Raw genomic sequence first — 22,045 nt, forward strand, 5'->3', positions numbered from 1 at the left:
GTTAGTAAAAAACAATACATTTACATAGTGTTATCTAATTTGAATTTTTTTCATTATTTTTCCGAGGGGTTGATAGTCATGAACTCAAAGTCAGCTACATCAGTCATTCATTTTGATGCATTTCCAAAATATCCGACTCAGAACAAGTTAAGTGCAAGACAAGTCATCAAAAAAGATATGCGTCAGTTTGGTTACCCGGCCCGCATTTTGTTTCCTAAGCCGCCTACGCACTTGACTGGACTGACTCTTGATGAAGTTCTTGTCAAGGCTGAAAAACAAGCTGAATTAGCTCGTGATACCGTGGGGAGGAAGCTCAGAAAAGATGGTTTAATCTTACTGCGTGGATACGTTACTTATCCTACGCCAATCAAAAAATTGACACAAACTGATCCCAATTTTCGCCCTTGGGTTAAGTTAACTCATTCTTTTCTGCGAAAGCAATTTAATAAGCAGTTTGTTTCTTCTTTCGCGGCTTTGGACGAGGATTTTTATACTATCCGCTTTTATGTTTTGCCTACTCTTGACGATCAAAATCATCTTGATATTACTTCAATTCACCCTGCCCTGCGAGCAAGACAACTCGTTAGTAATATATCCAAGGCCAAAAAAGAAGAGGCGTATAACGTCGCGATGCGACAATTTCAAGAAAACTATTATCAAGAAGTCTCACGTAAGATAGGCTGTCACCGACCGGAGGTTGAGTAGCATTCATAGTATTAACGCCCTATGCCGAATGGCCGACTGTCGGGTACTTCGCACTACTTAAAGTCTCCAGAAAAGTTTTACCAAATTTTACTTTGTACGAGTTAAGTTAGTCGTTGTGTTGACAGTGAAAAAAAATTCCGATATGAACTCGAACACATCATAACTCCATCGTTAGATGAAAAATTAAAATCAGAAATATATTCCAATTGACTCGCAAAAATATGACTAATATTCTCATTAAAAATATGAATATTTTATAAATTAATTTTCATATTAAATAGTACATAATAACGGTGCAATGTGTGAATATATTAATAATTCTTATTATGCCAATTTATATATAGCAGAAATTTCATCCCTTTAAAGCCCCAGTAAAAAAGCAGTTATTTACATTGAGTTATAATTTAAAAGATAGTTTAAGGTTACTACTGCATCAAAAGCAATAAAATATTTTATATTATTGCTAATATAAGTAAATACAATTAATTATATAAAACAAACAAAACAATTATATAAATATTCATATAATCAATTAAATATATAAATATGTGTATTTGTTTTTATTTTTTAAGATGGTAATATTAATAAAATAAAGTTAATAGAGAAATAAGAATGAAAAATATACAAGGCTATCAATTTATTCATCTGGAATTATTTTCCAGAATTTCAAGTCGTACTCATAAACGACAGTCAGCAAAAAACATGGCAAAAGAATTATGTCGTAGTCCCTGACGCGTGCCCGCATGTTGCTTCCCCAAAAAAGCCAGTATTAATTTTTGGTCAAAGTCCATGAGATGCGATCAAGATAGCGGAGCAAAGAGCATCAACAGCAAAGGATGCGATCGGGCGTAAACTAAGGAAGGATGCTCTTGTTGTAGCAGCTGGTGTAGCTTCGTATCCGGGCAGAACGTCAGAGATACCTTGGGAATCACCTGAATTACAGAAATGGATTCAACTCAATCATAAGTATTTACAAAACAAATATGGTGACAAGTATGTATCTCTTATAGCGCACTGCGACGAAGAATTTTGGCATGTTCACTACATTCTCTTGCCTGAAATCAATGCTGAGGGTGTACTTGATGTAAGTTCAGTTCACCAAGGTGTTAAAGCGAGAAATACAGTTAAATACGGAAGCGCAAAAGAGAAAATGCGAGCATATAAAGCTGCCATGCGAGACTTTCAAACCGAATATTATGAACAAGTTTCAGTTCAGTGCGGATTGACCCGGGACGGCCCCAAACGACGACGACTATCTCGACGACACTGGATGATAGAGAAAGATGCAGCAAAACGACTAGCATCTGTGAACGATAAAAATCAGCGTATTGAATCCGCATTATCTTTTGCTAGCAATATAAGCGATAAGTTACAACAGCGTGATATTAATCTTCGTAAAAGAGAAAGAAAACTTGCTCTTATTATAAAGAATCTGTCTAAACGATTTGGCGGTTTAAAACAATTAAAAAAATATCTTAATCAAAAAAACAATAATGTAGGAATGAGATAAAATTATGAATATGAATCCTAGAGAATACCTCCCAATCCTTTCAGAAAGAGAACCTTTTTTTGATCAGCTGGACGATATTGAGATTAAGCACCAACACTACAAATTACTTCATGAAGAATTTAAGTTTTTGACAAATGATTTATTTACGATAATGAGCAAAAACAGAACGTTATCTAAATGTAATTTGGTAATTGAAAAATTAACTGAACTGCGTGTATGGCTAATATCAGTTATGTCAAATCATGACGAAGCAAAAATGCTTTCTCAGCAAATGCTATTCTCATTAAATCTAACTGTAGTAAGTGATTCAGATTCAATTAGTACTAAAAACGCTATGTCTGCGCGTTTATCACTTTTAACTCAACTAAACCGTGTTGATAGCAGACATCAGTATTTTCAAGCAATTCATGCAGAGTTTTGCTGTTTTGTTGATGATTTGTACATTATCATGAAAAATAACAATACATTGCTTATGTATAAACTCATAACAGAAAAGTTAGCTCAGGTTCGCAAATGGCTAGTATTAGTAATGTCGAACAAAGAGCAAGCTGCGGCTTCAATACAACCAATACCTGAAATAGCAAAAAAAGTAGTTCATAAATCAGAAACGGCTGACAGTGAAGATTCTGCTTCATCTGACACTACTGAACAAGAGCAGACTATTGATGAATTCTTAGAAGAGTTTGCTAATTTGATGAAATCCTAAACATGATAAAAGGCCAGAGCTAACTAACTTCGTGGTTGCCATACAACTGGCCTACTTCTCTGGAACAGAGGGCAAAGAATAAAAGTTAAAAAGGAGAAGATACTTGCAGGCTATAGCAATTATATTAAGCATAGGTGTAATCATTTTGCAGATTAAAATGTATCCCATTTTAGTTATCACATACTGTGTACCAATTGCTAAAGCCCCTGCGCCACGATGTCATTCTAATAGTGATATTTCCCTCTGATACGCGAATACTCAACAAATGAAGCAGCCATAAATAAGTAGGCTGTTAGTATCCCTAGCCTTTAAGCATTAGCCCCCTGAAATACTTAAAGTCTACATGCCCTATGATAATTTAGTTACTCTTTTAGAGTTATGACCCCATTGCCTCTTATTGTTTACAATATAATAGAAAATTTGACTGTCAGTAAAAAAATGTTGCGTTTAGTTTAAAAGTAGGTATTATTGTAAAGGTACAGAGTGAACCACTCTGATGCTCTTTAAAAGATATGACCTAAATCTGAACAAGATCGTGACTCATCAGAGTCGATTGTCTCTATTGGCAATCAACTACCCAGCAAATGTGTAACGTCACTGACCGATGACAGTGAGAAACGGAACCAAATATTCGACTGGAGGGGCTACAAAGTAGCCCCAAGAATGAGTGACCTGTGTTGTCCATAACATTTCTATTCAGTTCAGTATTGTTTTGTCGACTGGTGCAATATTGCACTGAATGACGAAAAGGTCTTTGATTATGAAGCATAAATCTAATCCCCATCTTTTAAAGAACTCCATCGAATCACTAAAACTGATGCGAGAGGAGATGCATGATGTTATGGACAGCAGTAAACGAGCCAAGCTAGACAAAATCATTAGCGACCTCGAACAACATGGAACAGAGAAGTCTTGTTCTCAACTACTTGAGATTATCGGGGCTGCGATTAAATTGATTCCTGCTGTAGAGGCACTTTTGAGAATGTGGTCCTAGCTATAAGGTTGTTATTTACAGCAGGTCACTTCTTTTCTTTGGAGATAACTGATGAATATTGGAAAAGCGTTGTCACTTTGTAGAACTCAAAAAGGGATGACGAAAACTCAACTTTCAAAAGCTGCTGACGTTTCTATTTCTTACTTAACTCTATTGGAACAAGGGAAAAGAGATCCTAACTTGTCTACGATTAACCAAATCTGTAAGGCAATGAGTGTTCCAACTAGTATATTTATGTTTCTTGCTTCTGATACAGAAGATAGGGACGGCATAAGTAATGAACTGTCAGAAAAATTAGCCCATACGGCACTTTCTTTAATGGAACAAGATTGTTGAACCTGCCTGTATACCCACATGCTTCAATAGCTAACTTGTCATCACTAGCTTTAGCGCTTGGTATGTCTTTAAACGAACTACATGAACTTGCCGCTAAATCTGATGACTATTATTTTCTCACGAAAAAGATTGAAAAACCTGATGGCTCACTTCGTCTAACTTATGACGTTCGGCCTATCCTCAAAACAGTACATAGTAAAATATCAGAAGTCTTTCTAAAAAAAGTTGATTACCCTCGATTTCTTCAAGGGAGTATCAAAAAACGAGACTACATCTCTGATGCTAAACAACATGTATCGTCAAAAATGCTTATTAGTGAAGATATCTCTAACTTCTTCCCAAGCATATCTAAGAAAGTTGTTCATGAAGTGTGGGTCGGAGTTTTTGGTTTCTCTAATGAAGTCGCTGATTTGTTAGCTGAGCTAGTGACGTATCAAGGATATGTTGTGCAGGGTTCAAAAACGAGTAGCTATATATGCAATCTAATTCTTTGGAAACGAGAAGCTGAACTTGTAAGTAAACTCGAAGCAAAAGGGTTCACCTACACACGTTATGTTGATGATGTTACAGTATCAACTAAACGCATTGTATCAAAAGCTGAAAAATCCGAGATTATCAATTCTATCTATTCACTATTTCGTAGCGTTGGCGCTAAACCTAACCGTAAAAAACACAAAGTAATGCCTAGGAATAATAGGCAAGAAGTTCATGGTGTAAACGTCAATAAGACCACCCCAACAATGCCCAAAAAAGCTAGAGATCAGATTCGAGCTGCTGTCCATCAATGTGAACTAGCGTTTGGTGATGACCCGACGACAAGCGAGTACCAATCCGCCTATAACAGTGCTATGGGAAGAATAAATACAATGGGGCGAATGCATGCAAAAGAAGCTAAAGACTTAAAAGCTAGGCTAACTGCGGTAAACCCCATAACTAGGGACTGTAACTGAATCTGTATAATTTCATATCAATTGTATATAAATCGATACACATAGTGACCGACTATGCTTATTCGTCCCTCATAAGTCGACGGTATAAGGCGCTAACGCCCTTATAAATCCAGTTTGAAAAGCCTTACTATTAATCAAATTAACGTGATAGAATGCAATAGATTTAAGCGCTCTTTGTTTCTCCAGATTGAGAGCACAGTATATATTTTGACACGTTAAACTTGTCTAAAGCATTGTCGATATCATATAATGACTACATTGTTTTAAAGGTACAGGTGAATTTATGAGCATTAAAGAACTGATCGCGGCAGCTAAAAGTACGCCGGTAACGTCAGAACAGGTTAAAAGTCTTCGTGTTCGCCTACAGCAACAAGATAATGAGCAATCATCAAAACGCTCATCTAGCTCGAAGCAGTTCCTAGCACGAACATACAGCCTTTAATTCAGATCCTCTTTCATATAGCAGCCAATGGCTGCTATTTTTTTGCGGAAAACTTATGAACTCCTATCTTGTCTCCAGATTTGCTAAAGGTGAACTGAGTAATCTTGTTAAAGAATGCTTTGGTACTGACTTTCCTGATATTTTTAGAAAATCACAGGTTGATTATATATACCGTTATCTTAAGGACTTAGACGCTAAGTCAGTACTACTCGAGCCAAAATATGTGGACAAAGATTATCTAGAAGACTTTAACCATTATTATGTAAAATGTTTTGGAAACAATGGCTTCATGACCGCTCGGTTGCACTTTTTCTCCGAAGAATTAGACCATCAAAAAATGACGGAGTACTTAGCTTTCGGAGATCAGAATGGGATTCAAACCTTGCAGAATTCGTATCTTGGTTTTGTTGTTATTAAACCGCTAGCTAAAACATTTATAGGTAAAACATGCTTAAAACCTTATCCAACCGTTAATCAATCTGATGACCGCAAGCGCTGTCTTGTAAGAGACTACTCGGTTGACTTGTTCGGTATCCCATTAAAAGTAACGTCTGTAGCCTTTCAGGAACAAGATAAAGTTGTTTCAGCATGTGCCACCACTGCTATCTGGTCATCATTACATGCGATGCACTGGAAAGATGTACGACAAATACCAGCATGCAGCGAAATAACTACAAATGCACTTAATCATATCAGTGGATCAAGTAATAGCTTTCCTAATCGTGATTTGTCAAATAAACAAATTCTTCGTGCGTTAGATTTTGAAAAGATCAAGCATCACACCGCTGACATTTCTGCATATTCAGCAGATACTTTTTTTACTACAGTCAAAACATACATTGACAGTAAGATACCCCTAATTCTCGGAGTTGATGTCTATTGTAAAAGCGATCAAGAACTAACCCGTTTGGATGGACACGCTATTACCATTGTTGGTTATAAATCTACAAATGAACCTGAAAATCAAGCGATATATGTACATGATGACCGTTTGGGACCTTTTGCAAGAGCTGGATTTGTCGAGATAGATAAGGAAAAAGTAGAGACTGAAGTGAGTTGGGGATTAGCGCTTCAAGAAAAAGACGATGATGGAAAATGGAAAGATCCACACGAAATCTTAGTTTTAAATAGTTTAATTATACCTGCACCACACAAAGTACGTTTACCATCAAGCTTTGCTCGCAATACATGTTCACATATAAAGTCCATTTATGACGATATATTGAATAACATAGCAGATACTCAAGGTGAGGCGGCAGTTAGGGATTACCGTAATAATCTAACTTTTGATGTATCATTGTCTGAGATTTCAGATATTCGGCAACAATTATTTAATGAAACATATACTGGTGAACATGCTGAATCTTTACAAAAAGAAAAAGTGAAATTTCTTACGGGTAGCTATGCCCGTTACCAGTGGGTTGCAAACTTTAAATCAAACTCCAAATGTATATTTAAAATATTGTTTGATGCTACAGATATCCCTCAAGGAAATGCAGTGTCTGCATTATTTGTACATGATAAGGATCTCACCGATCTTGTCCTCGAATGTCAAAAACAAGTACTTAAACAAGATAACAATTTAACCGATGTCGATATCAATAGCTTTTATGGTTCTTTCCTTAAATACCTTGAACCTGAACCTGATAGTTTGGCATCTTATCTTGATAGAACCTTTGGTGAATTGCGAGCACCAAAGTATATAAAAAATACTGAGATGAATGCAGGTGACATACTTAACTCAAAAGTTGATAAATACTATGCATCCACAGAAAAAACTTTAGAAGAACTGTATACCGACATTGTCAAAGATGACCAGAGCTCTTACTTGCTCTGGACGATATCTAGTGAAGGAGTTCTTTTAATTGGAAAAGAAGAAAATGGTAAAGGTCATCCCACACTAACCGGATTTAAACCTTCACGAATTGCTGGTGAGCTAAGAAGGTCTCAAAGCGGTTGGTTTATTAACTCAAAGTCTGGCCGATATAGTACTGATTACAGCAATACTGACGAATTACTCACCAATGCTCTTGAAAAGTTCAAGGACATTTTCCGCGAATCGAGAAAAACTATAACGGCTGATTTTTACAAACCAGAGAAGTAATTAGCTTTACTTTTTAAAATACATAATGATTCATATTAATTATTAGATATAGTCTAGCATTGTTATACTGAACATTTGAAACTTATCTAACCCATTGATTTGATATATAACATACTACAGTTGCGTACTTGCTTCCCTTTCGTTATAGTCTTTCCAATTGGTTCCATTTATTGCAACAAGACGGTTAAAGCACCAGAGTTAACTAGCTGATAAATATAGATTAATTTTAGGGTTTATTCGGAGTGGATAGCGTTCAAATCCCTATCTCTCCGCCACATTCAAGCCCTTGATTTATCAAGGGTTTTTCTTGTTTTAGACCCCGTCAAATATCACCGAGTTAAATCGACAGCCTACATGCTTCTATGCTTGCATGATTGACTATAGGTCGTTTCTCCCAACGAAGTACTGGCTGATTTCCACATCTTTTAAAATGGCAATGATTTGCTGTTCATTGAATCGTTCTCCATGTTCATCAATCTTCTTGGTTGAATGAACATAAAAAAGTGTAGCCGGAACTAAATAAAGGGGAGAGCGAGTCACTTACAACACTAAAGCGAAACTATCTCAAAAAATAGAACAATAAGAAACCGATCCATGACGCAATTAATAACACCCAAGGCAGTGGTGATACCTTTGTTTCAATCTTGGTTTCGACTAATGTCACTGGCTCATCGTCTTGGCGCCTCGCCTTTGATTTCGCTTCTTGCTTTTTGGCTTTGTCGGCAGCCCTTGCTTTGGCTTTCTGTTGTTTCTTGTAAAGCGCAATACCTTTTTCAATACCTTGAGCAATACGTTGTGTCTCCGCTTTCTTTTGACCCGGGAGCTGTGTCGCTCTAGCGATATCCATCGCCTCTTCCTTTGTTTTTTGTGAAGGTTCTACTGCTTGTTTTTTATGCATAACTTAATCTTTTCATATCGGAAAATTAACGCTTTAACAGCACACACATCCATTCGCTATATTTGGCATATTATGGCCTGTTTAGGTCACTGATATTTTAATAAAACAAACACAATACCAGTCTCGATTGTCTTTCGAAAGTCTTCATCGCTCCGAGACCCCGACCATCCGCAGGCAATCCGCAAGGACCACGCGGATAAAATGCTCCCGATCGGTTTCCGGAGAAGCAATAATGTCGTCGGTCACACCGTGTACACCGGCATAAATCAGGAGCGAGGTAATACGTGGCTCAGCAATCTGCCACACGCCAACACGGGTGCCGTTTTCGAGAATGAGCTGCAACTGCGCGAGAATCGCATTCTTCTCCCGGTTCGAGCGGTTATGGTGATGATGATTGGTGTAAACAATATCATGCAGGCGGTACGTGTCTGCGTAAGCCTTAATGCTTTCCTGAATCCAGACGCAAAGTCGGCCCAGCCAGTCATCTGCTTGACAAGTCTCGATTTTCTCTTCAAGCCGCTGTAAAAACTGGGCGGTATAGCGCTCCCCCATGGCGGCAAGCAACTCATTCTTAGAAGCGAAATAATGGTAAAAAGTACCTTTGGCAACCTGTGCCAACTCGACAATCTCGTTAATGGTCGTCGAATCGACCCCTTTGGCAAGAAACAGTTGTTCGGCGGCTGACATCAACTCACCCAGGCGAACTTCCGCAGGTTTGACACGCCTGACTTTCGAAGGAGCAGACGCCGTATGGTTCGTTTTATATCTCATCGTAAGCAGTGTTTTCCATTTCAAACTGTGCCGCTTGCACATTCGTGGCGCGTGAACTTGAGGTTATCGCGAATATCAAGCAACGGATTCAAAGTGATACGACCAAAGTTACCTTAGATTCATTCACCGGAAAGTTTTCGTAAGCATATCAAAAACGACAGGCCAAATCCTGCGATTATGGAGCTTTCCCATCCAAGTTACGACGTTATCTACATATTGACCGACCGACGGTCAATATGTAGTATTGAGATTCATTCTCACTTAATGGAAAGCGTTCATGCAACGATATCGAACTCATGCTCTGGTCATCGCGGCCTATCTGGGGACCTTTCTGTCGACACTGGACATCAGTATTGTCAACGTCGCGTTGCCGACACTTCAGGAGGCCCTCCATGCAGATATGTCAGGACTTCAGTGGATTATTAACATTTATGCTATCGCACTCTCTGCAGTGATGCTGTCCGCAGGCCCTCTGGGCGATAAATATGGGCACAAGCGGGTGTGGCTGAGCAGTGTTGCCCTATTTGTTATAGGCTCTGTGATTTGCGCCTTTTCCACCGATCTGAACACCTTGCTGTGGGGCCGTGGAGTACAAGGGGTTGCCGGTGCACTGCTGATCCCCGGCGCCATGCCTATCCTGACCCACGCATTTCCCGATCCCCGCCAACGTGCACGAGCCATCGGTGGATGGTCGGCTTGTAATGCCTTGTCATTGGTTTCGGGGCCTTTAATCGGTGGCTTGCTGATTGAGCATATTGGCTGGTCAAGCATCTTTCTGGTCAATGTTCCCATTGGTCTCATTGCGGCTTTACTTGGGGTCTGGGGAATTGTCGAGCGCAAATATCCTGAACATGCAGCGTTTGATCCGGTTGGCCAGATATTAAGTATGATTTGGCTTGGGATACTCAGTTATGCACTCATTGAAATTGGCGAACATGGCGCTTCTACGGAGAAAGTCCTGCTTCCGCTCTTCTGTGCCGTGGTGGCTTTTGCGGCTTTTGTCCGGACAGAATTGACCATCAAACGGCCACTGTTCCCCATTCAGCTTTTTCGCAATATCTCTTTGGCCGTGGCAAACCTAGCCTCTTTTGCTCTGGGCTTTTCGGCCTATGCCAGCCTCTTTTTCCTATCACTCTACCTACAGCAGGCTCGGGGCGACACACCATCGGTAGCCGGGTGGCACCTAATGCCTCAGTTCATGGTTATGGGGGTGTCATCGCTTCTATTTGGCCGAATGGCCCAATATATTGCGCTGAAAAAACTAATGGTCGGCGGATACGCGCTGATCGGTGTGTCTCTGTGTGCAATGTCGCTGTTTAGCACCGATACCTCCTACATTTTCGTCGCCGTTCCTCTGGTGTTCCTTGGTTTGGGAATGGGTATCACCGTCCCTGCGACTGGGATGATGGTTATGGGATATGCACCCGTCGAACGTGCAGGGATCGCATCTGCAACCATGAATGCCCTGCGGCAGGTAGGCATGACGCTGGCAATTGCCGTGCTTGGCAGCATCATGAGCCTCTATGCGATCCAAAACATGGCCGGGATCATCAACACCGATAACATGCCTGATGCCATTGAAGTTGCCCGCCGCGCAGTCGTCAGCAATGATTTCCCCGCAGGCCGTAAAGAACTCGTCTCGGCCTACCGAGCCTCTATAGCGGCGGGATTTGGTATGGTTATGTTCTGTGCGGGCTTACTCAGCCTGCTCGCCGCAGTCTTACTGGCAATTTTCACCAATGACAGACAAACCTCGTCTAGTCATGCTGGTGGTAAAGCTGGCAGCCACAAAGAAGTACATCAACACGCCCACGACAAGACAGCATCCTAGTGTAAACATCACCGAGCTTAGCAGTATGGTAGGAACGGGATTTAGATACGGCTCGATGCTGTTCATTATAAAGTAAAGGGTGGCTGCCAATGAAACCTGCTTGTTTAGATTGCTATCCGGGTACGTAGAAAGCCAGTGACAAGTGGACGCATTAGGTATAACACAGGAATCTGATATTGTCTCAGTTGAGCATCCGCTTCGAAGAAAGTACTTGGATTTATAAAAAAATAAGCCTGACACAGAATAATGAACAGCCTCTGATCGTGAAATGATCTAATAAGCTTTACACTTAATTTCATAGCTAAATATCTGTGGTGATGGTTTATGATAGGGACTATTAGTTACTTTATTCCAGAAAATTTTCTTACATATATATATTTTCAACAAGAATTTTACTATCAATTTTTTTAACTTTGAGCGAATCCCTAAAGTACAATCTATATCTAAAAATTCTACATTGTTAAAACCCGCTGCTTTCAAAACATAATAAATTGACCCAGAGGTAAACAGTGTCGTATGAGTCCAGTCCTCATAAGCCCAATATGCATCAGTATTTGCCTGTGCATTTGGAACAGCGATTAAAAACTTACCATTTTCAGATAAAAATGTATTTTTGATAAATTCTAATTTCTTAATTATTTTTTCTTTCGGCATATGTTCAATGACATGAGAAAAAATAATTACATCAAATTTAATATTGAATGGATTATGCAATTCATTTAAATCTAACTCCATGACATTTAAATTTTTACTATGACAGTGTGATATTGCACTTTTTTCTATATCCAAACCAAACACATTCATGTATTTTTCATTTAATAGAGCTTGCATCAGTTGTCCAAATCCACATCCATAATCCAATATATTAGCATTATGATCATCGATTTCTGATTTTATCCAGGCTGGCAGTACAACATTATCATATAGCGTAGGTTCTACATTTCTATAATTAAAATATCTGTTCTGTTCGATATATTTCTCATTGGTCATTCATCTCTCCGTTAGTATCGCATTAGTTTAAATTTTGATAGAAAGGGAGACATCTTTGACAATACTAGCGTTCAACACCCTTAAGTTTTCCAGTATAGTGTATAAACTGGACACTCGCCTTTATCAGTGTTTTGTCATCATAAAATGTCTATATCACCGACAAGAATAAATTTGAACTCACTCGAAATGATTGATTACACCTCTTCTCATCCCCCCTCCAAGCCAACGCATTCGACACGATAGTACAATCTTTTAAGAGTACGATTCCAGCCACAGACAACTACCCGAGCACCGCAAAGCTGTCCCGAAATGGCGCTTTATTATCACTGCGTTTCCCCGTGGTGTCCGTTGCCCATTTTTATGTGGATACGACCACTATAGGCTACCATTATAGCGGTCATATCCTATGGACATCACTGAATTGGGTTGAATCACCTCTCTTGCAATAAGCTGTATGCCCCGGTTATTCGTTTCCCTTTCGTCTTCTTACTCTTGGTTGATTTCAAGCTACACTGTACTAAATAGTCACTCGTTTTGTGCAGTTTCGAGGGAGGATGGAAGATGAAACGTAATGGTCATAAGATAAGCTTTTTCCTTCTTGTACTAGCGGTCGTGCTATCCAATAGCTCTGTTGCCGAAACAACCGATTTTTTGACCCACAGTACCCTCGGGAAAGTGTATGTTGACGAAAATGGTGAATTGCGCGGTCTAAAGCATGGTGGCAGACGAGCGTTTAATGTGGAACTTGTCCGTGAAATGATGCTTCTTGTCGGGCATCCGGTTCAATTTCATGTCATACCATTCAAACGTGGACAAATTGAACTCAAGAAGAAAAGAAAGGCTCTATTTAACATCGCAAGAACTAAGCTAAGAGAAAAATTGTATAAGTGGGTTGGCCCGCTGCAGGTTGATAATGTCTATTTTTATGAATCGGTGCATCAAACACCCCCTATCACCAACTTTGAGCAAGCTAAAGAGGTTCCGCGGATCTGCGTTCTTCGGGGAACGTCACAGCACGAAAACCTGATCGCTCAAGGATTCAATAACGTTTATGACGTCAATACCTGGAGTGCTTGCCTAAAAATGCTGGCAATTGATCGGATAGACTTAGTGCCTGTCAGTGACTCCTTAATCAAAGCGATGATGAGTCAGGCAGAAGTCACCTATAAACAAATTCGGAAAACGCCGATTTTGGTTCAAAAGAACGCTGGATATATCGCTTTTTCAAAAGACCACTCAGATGATGAGATTGATAAATGGCAACAAGCCTTAGATGAATTGAAGCGCTCTGGTAAGTATGATGAACTCGTTCACACCTATCTACACGAATAGCGTTTTTATCCACTTGCCGAACTTTAGTCAACTAGGTTTATTTACGCTATCTTGAGTGTCATTGTATGGTGCGCATTGGGTTCATCGATTTCTCCACGATTCGATGCTTGCGCCCCAGACACTTTTGCCTTGACCGCAAAAGTGTCCAAAAAGACCTGTTGATTCAAGCGTGTTATCGGGATGGTTCATCAATTCTTTTTGGGGTAGAGATAAGATGGCACGCCTATACTCAGTTTCAGTTCCTCAGTTTTTTGCTTATTCTCCAGAAAATCCCGATCCGATTTATCCAGATCAATAAATTGGGTATAGGCCCGATAGGAGGAATCCTGATGAACATCCTTGATAATTTGCTTCTCATTTTCTGAGTTCTCATCAACAAACAATTCAGCTGCAAGAAAGCACGCTAAACTGCTGGTTGGCCCAAATTGATTATCACTGGTCGTCGTGGCTAAGCGCCGATGACGGAAGGACTCATCCACCATCTTCCAGAGCTTATCGTCCGTCCTCTTGTTGGCGTATGTCTTATCCATCTCCAGTTTGTAGATCTGGAGATCTTTTCGGGGGGTTCCTGATGGCAGCGCATTCTCTTTTCGCTTAGCAATCAATTTTTTCTTATCAAGATATTGCCAGAATGAATTTGAGAATACCTGCGAGTGACTCAAAACATTTGGGGAATTCTCAAGCAGAGTCTCTGCCAGTATGAGTGTCGACAAACGCCTTTTATTCACGCGGGGAATATAGCTGCGGGCAATGTCGTTCAGATAGGTGATATAACCATGAATATTCAGCCGGACCATGCGCTGTTTCGCATTTCTCACCCCTGTTTTCAAGTCATTCAAATTGGGTTTATAGTTCGCATCATGCGCTGTCTTCTGCTTGGTCACCTCAGCAATTTCTTCAAATACCACAGCATTAATTAACTGTTCGACAATGGTCATCCGCCAACTTAATATTTCCAGAGGCATCAACAGCCTTTCAAGCGCCGATTCATGTGTTAATGTCTGAAACTTCAACCCGTTGCGGGTTCGATCACGCCAAGAGAAAAACGTACTCATTTTGTCTTTAATTTGTCCCAGTAGCGACTTGCTGACCTCACGTTCTATATCAGCATAAGCCGTATCGCCTATATCACTCAGAAGCTGACGGTAAAAAACATCAAAATTAATATCATTCACGGCTGTCCAAGGTTGGGCATGCCTTGTTTGTACATTACCCGAGCTGCCATCGGAAAAATGGACCTCTTTCATCTGTTTATTGAGTTCAAATGGTGAAGAACCATGCGTGTTCAAAACCTCATGTAAAGAGTCAAGAATGATGCCACCAATTGACTGAGAGGCCATATTCAACGCTACCTTCAATAAGGTTTCAGTGACATACCAGCCTAATTTAGCGCCAACAGATGCATTAGTCAGACGAATCTCTCCGACTTCACTATCAACAATATCGATAATGCATTCAGCTATATACTGTATAAATTCTTTCCGGAGCTGAATGACCTGACTGGTCGTCAGTGATTCAAGAATTTCCGGAATTTCCTGATATAACAGAACCCGAACTTTCTTCTGGAGCAATATCTGACTGCTGATTTCATCCATTTCCAGTTCATTTAAAGCAGAAGGAAGCGGCGCTTCTTGATTGGAAATTTCGCCACGTGGCTTGCCTTTTGTCATAGGATTACTTCGCATTTCTGTATCCTCATCCTCACTGATTGATGGTTACTAATATATGAGGGAGTCAAAAACAAAACGCTGGATATTTCATGAGAAAAACGGGTAAATCTCTTCAAGGCTTAATGACACAGATTGGATTATACTCTCTTCGTATCATCCAATCTGGAAAGATATTCGGGATGGTAGCTCAATTATTCTGATGATACTGCTCAGGGTATCATTCAGGGTCGAATTAACTCCCCCTACAGTTTTGCAAACTATGGGCCCGATTGGAATTCCCGAAATTCCGACAAACAGAGGGCTATCTTAACAACCGCCCCAAGTATTTGAAAGAATGTCCGTAGCATCCTCTAGATGGTGGCAGGTACGCCATCTTTATCTATATGAACAATATTGAATTACAACTAGATTTTTAATATGCAACATTATTTTAATAAACAAAATTCTTATTCTGTAACCTTATTTGTAGTGAATTGAAATTGATTACCTCAACAGATCGACTGGTTGAAATACAACATTTACTTGAGCTATTTATCTCAGTCCTCTGTATTTTCCTCTTATCAAAGATAGCTTTTCTAAGTCATTTAAAGACACTTTTGAAAAAATGGAGTGTCAGGAATTATCAATATCTCTATTGAAAATAATGCACCTTATTTCATATATTCTTACTTGACTGTTTAAAAGAAACATCGATTTTATATATAAAATTATCAAAATTATGATATTCAACACTACCCTAAGCTATTGAGTTAGTATAGTATAAAGTACTGATTATTAGGATGTAATAAGGTGTCTATATATGAGAAGAATATTATTGTGTCTGCCGTTAATAGTTTTTTTAGGCGGATGCTCGCCATCCGTTCCAAAGTGTGGGGATACTGAAACAACAGATTTGGTGAAAGAAATTGCAAATGATGAAATGGTTAAACAGGTAGGTGCAGAAGTAGCAAAATTATTTTCATATTCTGTGAGTGCTATTAGAACAACGGATGAAGATGATAAAACAGGTATGTTTGAATGTGCGGCACAACTCGAGATCCATGCGAGTAAAACGGGTGAATCTAATGAGATCCCAATTACTTATACAGTGGAAGTGACCGACAGTGGTGAAGAATTTTATGTAAGCGTATATGGGTTAAACTAAATGAAAGCGAATCTATTAAAAAATAAAGTAAATACTAAAACATCAAACTTTGTTCTACTATCAATTGCAACTTTAGGTATTTACAATGTAATGTGGTTATTTAAAAACAATAGTGTAATGGAAGAAATATTAGAAGATAAGTTTTTTGATTATCGAATTCTGATTGTTTTAGCTGCTTTTATTGGTTGGTCTTCGGCTTTATCTGCTGATCCTGAAGTATCTGCAATCGGTGGTTTGTTAAGTATTTTATCTTGTATATTCTATGTCGCTTGGGCATTTAAAGCTAAAAAAGCCATACAGAAGATGATGTTGAATAATTATAAGATAGATTATTCAATGAACTCATTTTACACTTTATTTTTTAATGTTTATTACATCAATTTTTGTATAAATGAGCTTGAAGACGAAGTAGAAAAATCAAATGTCCTTTCTGAAAAATCGACAGCTTAAAATTAATAAATGGTTTCAAAAGGCTACTCATTGGGTAGCCTTTTAATTTTTTAGTACAATCTAAAATTGTTTGCAATTAACTTTTATGTGGATTTGCAAGATCAAGACTCACCAACCCCACTCTTTTAATCCTCCTGCAAATATTCGGCTTCTGAAGCGGTAATCAAATTATGCAGAAAAGTCAGTACATGCCAGAGTTCACAGTAGTTGGTGCTCGGATCGGTACATGAGCCTTGCAGGAGCATCAGGTATTCGCGGGCGATAAGGTGTAAAGGCTTGTTAGTTTGTTGCTCAAGATCTGAATTTGTCATTGGAGACTCCACATGGCTTTACCATTCTGGTGATTAAATACATACATCAGCAATCGCTGACTCTTTTGTGCCACATGTAAATTGTCGGAAGTCCTAAATCCCGGCACCGGTTTTGTCGGTGCTTGTAAAGCATAATCGCTGTGGGGGTTTATGGCGATTGGCTGATTGCTGAATTTTGTGGTGTATCGGAAGGATTGATACTTTGGGTGACATAGTGGTTACTCACTTTTGCGTGTGAGTTCGCTTTTTAGTTCTGATCAAATGGTTTGAGTAGCTATGCTGGAGAGGAATGATATCGTGCGTATTGGGCTTATCGATTTCTCCACGATTCGATGCTTGCGCCCCAGACACTTTTGCCTTGGCCGCAAAGGTGTCCAAAAAGGCCTGTTGATTTTCGGGCACTACTCGGGGCAGCTTTTATGCGCAGTCCCTTGCTCAGAAAAGCTTCAAAAATCGTCCTGATTTTTGCCCTTGGTTAATCACATTCCCCTCATTTCCCACCTTGCCCGGCAATCGTTCTGGCATGTTCAAATAACTCGTTGATATAAGGATGCGGGCTTTTAGAATCGGCCAGTCGGACGAGCACAATTTCCAGCGGTGCACTATATTCCGGCCAAATGTGTATCAGTCGGCCGTCATCGATGTATTCCCGGGCCACAGAATACGGAATGCAAGCCACGCCGTTGCCGTGTATCGCCATCGGCAACAGAGATTCGGAAATGGTCGATTGGAAAACAACCGAGAGTTTTTTCGCTTGAGGGGTGGCGTTAAAGAGCGGCAAAGACAACTCTAAAAGCTGAGAAGACGGTGCATAAGTCAAATGTGGAATCGATGCTTCTTCTAACGAGTCGAGGGAAAACAAAGCCCCACAAACCCAGACCAACGCATCATCCGCCAGTTTTAAAACTTCAAACTCATCAGACTCAAAATAGCGTGCCGCTTGGCCACTTTGATAAAACAATAAACAATCCGCTCTTTGAGATTGCAATGCTGCTTGGTACCCCGTCACCGAACGCACACCGGAATCGATGCTACTGACCAGCGGTGTCGTCATGTGGCTCAATATTTGCGTAAACCACTGCGGAAAAAAGTTACAAGCCAAAGTATGCAGAGATGCAAATACCATCGGGTTCGGCTTATTCGCAACCATCTCTTCACAACGCTCTGCCATTTGAACCATTTCTGCGGCAATGGGATAAAGCCGCTTTCCTTCGGGCGTTAACTTGACCGGCGTTCGGCTTCGATCAAACAGCTCAACACGAAGATGTTGTTCTAGTTGCTGAATTCTGCGACTGAACGCGGCTTGAGAAGATGCATTTAGCTGAGCTGCCAGTGAAAATTTTTGGCAATCTGCCAACGTAATAAAGTCTTTCAGCCAGCGAACATTCATCCTTCAAACCCTCTATCCTTACATTATCGAAATTTTGCATAAGTCATGCAAAATACAAGACATCAAATGCTTCCCATCAACATAGATAAACGCATAAATTGTCATCAAAGGAAAGGGGTTTTTGATTAAAAACCCATAAAAATGTAATAAATAAAAGGATTTATTATGAGACTAAGGTCAATAGCAGTCATTGCATACGGGTTATTATCAGTTGGTTTTTCAGCGAGTAGTTATGCAAATCTTAAAGACGATATTATTCACCGTGGCACACTAAAGTGTGGTGTTTCAAGCGACAAAATGGGCTTTTCATACATCAATGACCAAGGTAAATGGTCAGGCATGGATGTGGATTACTGCCGTGCGGTCGCTGCGGCTGTACTCGGTGACCCGGAAAAAGTTGAATACATTACCACAACGTCGAAAAACCGCTTCACATCGCTGGCTTCCGGCGAAATTGATATCCTTTCTCGTTCGACAACCTGGACCGTTTCTCGTGATGCCAAACTGGGCGCTGACTTCACCACTGTCTGGTTTTACGACGGTCAAGGTTTCATGACTCGTAAATCCCTCGGTATCAAATCAGCGGCGGAGCTGAATGGCGCAACGTTTTGTCTGTCCCCCGGGACCACGTCTGAGCATAATCTTGCAGACTACTTCAGCGCTCGAGGGCTGACTTATCGTTCCGTTGTATTTGAGAAGACCGAAGAGCTTTACGCGGCATACCAAAAAGGCCGTTGTGATGCACTCACCAACGATATCACCGGTCTGGCAGCACGCCGTACCCTATTTAAAGATCCAAACAAACATGTCATTCTCCCTGAAGTTATTTCCAAAGAACCACTGGGGCCTTACGTCAAACAAGGCGATGACGAATGGCGCGACATCGTCACCATGGTCGGTAACGCGCTTATCGAAGCAGAAGAGTTAAATGTCACGCAACAAAATGCTGCCAAGCTGGCGAAGTCATCGCCAAAATCTGTGGTTAAACGCCTGCTCGGTACGGAAGGTAGCCTTGGTACAGATTTAGGCCTCAAACAAGATTGGGCACTGAAAGCGATTCAAGCAACAGGAAATTACGGTGAAATTTTTGCACGCCATGTCGGTGTCAATTCACCCCTGAAATTTGAACGTGGTGCGAATGCGCTGTACACAAATGGCGGCTTAATGTACTCCCCTCCTTTCCGTTAATTCTCTTTAACAGCCAGCCTGCGGTTTCGTGGGCTGACACGTCATGGACAGGTTGGAATTACACATGAAATTGACCAAAGGAACCCTGATAGATTGGGGCCAGCAAGCCCTGCTCTTAATCACGGTAACGCTCTTATTTTGGTACTTAGGTACCAATGCTGCTGAAAATATTGCCAAACTCGGCATTACCACTGGCTTCGACTTTCTCGATGAGCGTGCAGGTTACGACATCTCGTTTAGCCTGATTGATTACAGCCAAAATGATACTTACTTAACGGCCTACTATGTCGGGGTCGCCAACACACTGCTTGTGTCATTTTTAAGCATCATTCTGGCGACGGTGATTGGCTTTATTATCGGGGTTGGTCGCGTATCGAATAACTGGGTGGTCAATCGCCTATGCCGTTCATACGTAGAATTGATCCGTAACGTGCCTCTCGTGGTTCAGCTCGTTTGGTGGTATGCCATATTTCTAAGCTTGCCGGCGGTTCGTAACAGTATTCAGCTCGGCGATAATATCTACCTTTCTAACCGTGGCTTGGCGATTCCTCACTTATCATTCTCTGGCTGGGGAGGATATGTGTTTCTCGCGCTGCTGGTCTCATGTTGTGTCGCCTTTTGTTATCGCAAAATGGTGATCAAAAAAGTTCAGTGGGTCGGATTTACCCCAGTGTTGTGGCCTCGGCTACTCGCTATCATCGTGTCATTACCCTTGTTGGTGGTGCTCGTGACTTTGCTCTCGGGCAACTTCGATTACAGCACACCCAAGCTGACCGGATTTAATTTCCAAGGCGGCATGATCGTGATTCCAGAGCTGGTCGCGTTGTGGATTGCGCTCTCTGTTTACAGTGCGAGTTACATTGCGGAAATTGTCCGCGGTTGTATTCAGTCAGTCGCCAAAGGTCAGCATGAAGCAGGCAAAGCACTTGGATTTAATGATTCAGCCATTATGTGGCAGTTGATTGTTCCACAGGCCATTTATCCGATGGTGCCTCAAATCACCAGTGTCTACCTGAACATCATTAAGAACTCATCATTGGGGGTCGTCATCGGCTTCATGGAACTGGTGTCTTCTACCGGCGGTACCACCTTAAACAATACCGGTCAGGCCATTGAGTGCATTCTCATTGTCATGGGAACATATTGTGTATTCAGTCTGGTAACCAGCTTATTGATGAACTGGTACAACTCACACGTTGCGGTAGGGAGGAAATAAACATGCAAAGTAAAACGACCATGGCATATATTGAACCTCGCCCGGCCATTGAGATGAAAGCCGGATGGAAAGCATGGTGTCATCAAAACTTGTTCTCTTCAGTATTCAATACTTGTCTAACCGTTATCGGCTTACTGTTTGTGGTGTGGCTGGTCCCGACCCTGCTGAATTGGTTTATTTTTGATGCCACGTTTGTCGGAACATCCCAAGCGGACTGTGTCTCTGGCGGTGCCTGCTGGCTCCCCGTGGTAAACCGGATCGAGCTATTCACCTACGGCATGTATCCCGAGGCTCAACAATGGCGCGTCGATGTTGCCTTTGGTTTGGCGGCAATCGCAATACCGATGCTGTACATCAAGCGTTTCAATAAACTCGTGATGCTTTGTTATATCGCGGTGCTGCCGTTTGCCATGTGGATGTTGCTTAAAGGCGGAATGTTCGGTTTAGAGACAATCTCGACCACCAAGTTCGCCGGTATGATGCTGACACTGTTTTTGGCTATTTTCGGCATGGTGTTCGCCCTTCCGCTTGGCATCTTACTCGCTTTGGGACGTCGCTCGAAACGTCCGGTGATCCATTGGCTCAGTGTGGCTTATATCGAATTGGTACGCTCTGTTCCTGTCATCACCTTGCTGTTTATGGCTTCGCTCATGATTCAGTTGTTCTTGCCACCGGGTCAACAGTTCGATGTGTTGCTGCGGGTTGTCGCTGTTCTGGTGCTGTTCACTGCGGCATATATGGCAGAGACGATTCGCGGCGGGCTTCAGTCGATTCCTCAAGGGCAGTTTGAAGCAGCTCAGGCACTTGGTTTCAGTTACTGGAGAATGATGGGGCAAATCATTCTGCCGCAAGTGTTGAAAAACTCGATTCCATCGTTGCTCAATCAATTCGTCGGTATTTTAAAAGAGACCACGCTGGTGATGATCGTCGGTGTGTTAGACATTGTCGGCGTGGCATCCAGTACCCTCTCCAATGCGAAATGGGTCGGATTAGAAAATGAAATGTACGCATTTCTGGCTGTCTTTTTCTTTATCTGCTGTTTTTCACTGTCTCAATACGCGACTCATTTAGAACGCCGCTTAAAATAATGCCCCTTTAGGAGAAGTC

At 41.0% G+C, this 22,045-nt stretch carries 20 protein-coding genes; 14 read left to right on the forward strand and 6 right to left on the reverse strand.

Features of this window, described 5'->3' with window-relative positions; genetic code table 11:
* Nucleotides 1–78: 78 nt before the first annotated feature.
* From MKS89_RS10305 to MKS89_RS10335, 7 genes are all read left to right on the forward strand, one after another.
* The gene (locus MKS89_RS10305) at nt 79–705 is read left to right on the forward strand and encodes a hypothetical protein (RefSeq protein ID WP_072956856.1); all 627 of its coding nucleotides are present in this window, start codon (nt 79–81) and stop codon (nt 703–705) included.
* 1,051 nt (nt 706–1,756) lie between these two features.
* Nucleotides 1,757–2,215 carry a hypothetical protein gene (locus tag MKS89_RS10310; RefSeq protein WP_072956853.1) on the forward strand — a complete coding sequence of 153 codons (459 nt, stop codon included), beginning with the start codon at nt 1,757–1,759 and terminating at the stop codon, nt 2,213–2,215.
* A gap of 4 nt (nt 2,216–2,219) precedes the next feature.
* Entirely contained in the window at nt 2,220–2,921 is a 702-nt protein-coding gene (locus MKS89_RS10315) for a hypothetical protein (RefSeq protein WP_072956850.1), read from the forward strand.
* Between the two features lie 760 nt (nt 2,922–3,681).
* A complete protein-coding gene (locus tag MKS89_RS10320; protein WP_072956847.1) occupies nt 3,682–3,915 on the forward strand; it encodes a hypothetical protein in 234 nt (77 codons plus the stop codon).
* Between the two features lie 51 nt (nt 3,916–3,966).
* On the forward strand, nt 3,967–4,251 hold the full coding sequence (locus MKS89_RS10325) for a helix-turn-helix domain-containing protein (RefSeq protein WP_072956845.1): 285 nt from the start codon (nt 3,967–3,969) through the stop codon (nt 4,249–4,251).
* Nucleotides 4,248–5,201, forward strand: coding sequence for a reverse transcriptase family protein (locus MKS89_RS10330; protein WP_072956843.1), 954 nt, complete (start codon nt 4,248–4,250; stop codon nt 5,199–5,201). The genes MKS89_RS10325 and MKS89_RS10330 overlap by 4 nt, the downstream gene beginning before the upstream one ends.
* A gap of 497 nt (nt 5,202–5,698) precedes the next feature.
* Nucleotides 5,699–7,747: a C39 family peptidase gene (locus MKS89_RS10335; RefSeq protein ID WP_072956840.1), complete on the forward strand. Its 2,049-nt coding sequence runs from the start codon at nt 5,699–5,701 to the stop codon at nt 7,745–7,747.
* A gap of 559 nt (nt 7,748–8,306) precedes the next feature.
* Here the strand turns inward: MKS89_RS10335 and MKS89_RS10340 are convergent.
* Nucleotides 8,307–8,645, reverse strand: a complete 339-nt coding sequence (locus tag MKS89_RS10340; protein ID WP_072956838.1) for a DUF2956 family protein — start codon at nt 8,643–8,645, stop codon at nt 8,307–8,309.
* 144 nt (nt 8,646–8,789) lie between these two features.
* On the reverse strand, nt 8,790–9,416 hold the full coding sequence (locus tag MKS89_RS10345; RefSeq protein WP_072956836.1) for a TetR/AcrR family transcriptional regulator: 627 nt from the start codon (nt 9,414–9,416) through the stop codon (nt 8,790–8,792).
* A 277-nt stretch (nt 9,417–9,693) separates the two neighbouring features.
* On the opposite strand from MKS89_RS10345, the gene MKS89_RS10350 reads away from it, so the two are divergent.
* On the forward strand, nt 9,694–11,247 hold the full coding sequence (locus tag MKS89_RS10350) for an MFS transporter (protein WP_072956833.1): 1,554 nt from the start codon (nt 9,694–9,696) through the stop codon (nt 11,245–11,247).
* A gap of 273 nt (nt 11,248–11,520) precedes the next feature.
* Here the strand turns inward: MKS89_RS10350 and MKS89_RS10355 are convergent, their stop codons facing one another.
* Nucleotides 11,521–12,237, reverse strand: a complete 717-nt coding sequence (locus tag MKS89_RS10355; RefSeq protein WP_077316545.1) for a class I SAM-dependent methyltransferase — start codon at nt 12,235–12,237, stop codon at nt 11,521–11,523.
* Nucleotides 12,238–12,798: 561 nt separating this feature from the next.
* Here MKS89_RS10355 and MKS89_RS10360 point away from each other — a divergent pair.
* Complete coding sequence (locus tag MKS89_RS10360) at nt 12,799–13,569, forward strand: substrate-binding periplasmic protein (RefSeq protein ID WP_072956830.1); 771 nt, start codon at nt 12,799–12,801, stop codon at nt 13,567–13,569.
* 188 nt (nt 13,570–13,757) lie between these two features.
* Here the strand turns inward: MKS89_RS10360 and MKS89_RS10365 are convergent, their stop codons facing one another.
* A complete protein-coding gene (locus tag MKS89_RS10365; protein ID WP_072956827.1) occupies nt 13,758–15,254 on the reverse strand; it encodes a hypothetical protein in 1,497 nt (498 codons plus the stop codon).
* A 784-nt stretch (nt 15,255–16,038) separates the two neighbouring features.
* On the opposite strand from MKS89_RS10365, the gene MKS89_RS10370 reads away from it, so the two are divergent.
* Nucleotides 16,039–16,383: a hypothetical protein gene (locus MKS89_RS10370; protein ID WP_072956824.1), complete on the forward strand. Its 345-nt coding sequence runs from the start codon at nt 16,039–16,041 to the stop codon at nt 16,381–16,383.
* Complete coding sequence (locus MKS89_RS10375) at nt 16,384–16,833, forward strand: DUF4234 domain-containing protein (protein WP_072956821.1); 450 nt, start codon at nt 16,384–16,386, stop codon at nt 16,831–16,833. It abuts the gene before it with no gap.
* A gap of 125 nt (nt 16,834–16,958) precedes the next feature.
* Here the strand turns inward: MKS89_RS10375 and MKS89_RS10380 are convergent, their stop codons facing one another.
* Both MKS89_RS10380 and MKS89_RS10385 read right to left on the reverse strand, forming a co-directional pair.
* The gene (locus MKS89_RS10380; protein WP_072956818.1) at nt 16,959–17,144 is read right to left on the reverse strand and encodes a hypothetical protein; all 186 of its coding nucleotides are present in this window, start codon (nt 17,142–17,144) and stop codon (nt 16,959–16,961) included.
* 490 nt (nt 17,145–17,634) lie between these two features.
* Nucleotides 17,635–18,534, reverse strand: a complete 900-nt coding sequence (locus MKS89_RS10385) for a LysR family transcriptional regulator (protein ID WP_072956815.1) — start codon at nt 18,532–18,534, stop codon at nt 17,635–17,637.
* 165 nt (nt 18,535–18,699) lie between these two features.
* Here MKS89_RS10385 and MKS89_RS10390 point away from each other — a divergent pair, with 165 nt between their 5' ends.
* From MKS89_RS10390 to MKS89_RS10400, 3 genes are all read left to right on the forward strand, one after another.
* Entirely contained in the window at nt 18,700–19,722 is a 1,023-nt protein-coding gene (locus tag MKS89_RS10390; protein WP_072956812.1) for an amino acid ABC transporter substrate-binding protein, read from the forward strand.
* Between the two features lie 64 nt (nt 19,723–19,786).
* Entirely contained in the window at nt 19,787–20,938 is a 1,152-nt protein-coding gene (locus MKS89_RS10395; RefSeq protein WP_072956809.1) for an amino acid ABC transporter permease, read from the forward strand.
* Between the two features lie 2 nt (nt 20,939–20,940).
* Nucleotides 20,941–22,026, forward strand: coding sequence for an amino acid ABC transporter permease (locus MKS89_RS10400; RefSeq protein WP_072956808.1), 1,086 nt, complete (start codon nt 20,941–20,943; stop codon nt 22,024–22,026).
* Nucleotides 22,027–22,045 lie beyond the last annotated feature (19 nt).

It is taken from the genome of Vibrio gazogenes (assembly GCF_023920225.1).
GTDB lineage: Bacteria > Pseudomonadota > Gammaproteobacteria > Enterobacterales > Vibrionaceae > Vibrio > Vibrio gazogenes.

Excerpts from the sequence above, each read along its gene's own strand:
- MKS89_RS10305 (WP_072956856.1), top strand. The coding sequence starts at position 79 with ATGAACTCAAAGTCAGCTACATCAGTCATTCATTTTGATGCATTTCCA.
- MKS89_RS10315 (WP_072956850.1), top strand. The coding sequence starts at position 2,220 with ATGAATATGAATCCTAGAGAATACCTCCCAATCCTTTCAGAAAGAGAA.
- MKS89_RS10320 (WP_072956847.1), top strand. The coding sequence starts at position 3,682 with ATGAAGCATAAATCTAATCCCCATCTTTTAAAGAACTCCATCGAATCA.
- MKS89_RS10325 (WP_072956845.1), top strand. The coding sequence starts at position 3,967 with ATGAATATTGGAAAAGCGTTGTCACTTTGTAGAACTCAAAAAGGGATG.
- MKS89_RS10335 (WP_072956840.1), top strand. The coding sequence starts at position 5,699 with ATGAACTCCTATCTTGTCTCCAGATTTGCTAAAGGTGAACTGAGTAAT.
- MKS89_RS10340 (WP_072956838.1), bottom strand. The coding sequence starts at position 8,645 with ATGCATAAAAAACAAGCAGTAGAACCTTCACAAAAAACAAAGGAAGAG.
- MKS89_RS10345 (WP_072956836.1), bottom strand. The coding sequence starts at position 9,416 with ATGAGATATAAAACGAACCATACGGCGTCTGCTCCTTCGAAAGTCAGG.
- MKS89_RS10350 (WP_072956833.1), top strand. The coding sequence starts at position 9,694 with ATGCAACGATATCGAACTCATGCTCTGGTCATCGCGGCCTATCTGGGG.
- MKS89_RS10355 (WP_077316545.1), bottom strand. The coding sequence starts at position 12,237 with ATGACCAATGAGAAATATATCGAACAGAACAGATATTTTAATTATAGA.
- MKS89_RS10360 (WP_072956830.1), top strand. The coding sequence starts at position 12,799 with ATGAAACGTAATGGTCATAAGATAAGCTTTTTCCTTCTTGTACTAGCG.
- MKS89_RS10365 (WP_072956827.1), bottom strand. The coding sequence starts at position 15,254 with ATGCGAAGTAATCCTATGACAAAAGGCAAGCCACGTGGCGAAATTTCC.
- MKS89_RS10370 (WP_072956824.1), top strand. The coding sequence starts at position 16,039 with ATGAGAAGAATATTATTGTGTCTGCCGTTAATAGTTTTTTTAGGCGGA.
- MKS89_RS10375 (WP_072956821.1), top strand. The coding sequence starts at position 16,384 with ATGAAAGCGAATCTATTAAAAAATAAAGTAAATACTAAAACATCAAAC.
- MKS89_RS10380 (WP_072956818.1), bottom strand. The coding sequence starts at position 17,144 with ATGACAAATTCAGATCTTGAGCAACAAACTAACAAGCCTTTACACCTT.
- MKS89_RS10385 (WP_072956815.1), bottom strand. The coding sequence starts at position 18,534 with ATGAATGTTCGCTGGCTGAAAGACTTTATTACGTTGGCAGATTGCCAA.
- MKS89_RS10390 (WP_072956812.1), top strand. The coding sequence starts at position 18,700 with ATGAGACTAAGGTCAATAGCAGTCATTGCATACGGGTTATTATCAGTT.
- MKS89_RS10395 (WP_072956809.1), top strand. The coding sequence starts at position 19,787 with ATGAAATTGACCAAAGGAACCCTGATAGATTGGGGCCAGCAAGCCCTG.
- MKS89_RS10400 (WP_072956808.1), top strand. The coding sequence starts at position 20,941 with ATGCAAAGTAAAACGACCATGGCATATATTGAACCTCGCCCGGCCATT.